The organism is Cupriavidus sp. 05T313, from assembly GCF_056396665.1.
This window is the reverse complement of record NZ_JBFTLX010000628.1, coordinates 1-454: the sequence shown is the minus strand read 5'-3', so window position 1 is coordinate 454 and position 454 is coordinate 1. Positions and strand designations below refer to the sequence as shown.

General features: G+C 64.8%; 1 protein-coding gene. It reads right to left on the bottom strand.

Annotated elements, in window-relative coordinates; translation table 11 throughout:
* Positions 1-51: 51 nt before the first annotated feature.
* Positions 52-454: hypothetical protein (locus AC1DKD_RS42085; protein WP_477144847.1), on the bottom strand; the 403-nt coding region annotated here is incomplete at its 5' end.

Genomic DNA, 454 nt, shown 5'->3' with positions numbered 1-454 from the left:
CTCCAGGAGCTCATCCGGCAGCAGTTCCTCTGGGCTCACGGCGGCCTCCTCTCAGTAGTTGGTGAGCAGCGTGTTCAGCACGCGGGCGCCGAACTTGAGGGAATCCGCTGGAACGCGCTCGTCCACCCCGTGGAACATGCCCGTGAAGTCCAGCTCGTCAGGCAGCATGAGGGGCGCGAAGCCGTAGCCGGTGATGCCCAGGCGGCTGAGTGACTTGTTGTCGGTGCCGCCGGAGAGTGTGTAAGGCAGCACCTTGGCGCCGGGATCCTCCTTGTGGAGCGCGTCGATCATGGAGTCCACGAGGTTGCCGGCGAAGGGGACCTCAAGCGAGACGTCGTTGTGAACGTAGCTGACATCCACGCCGTTGCCGGCGAGTTCGCGCACGATCTCCAGGACCTGCTGTTCCTGACCCGGGAGGGTACGGCAGTCCACCAGTGCTTCGGCAGACTCGGGA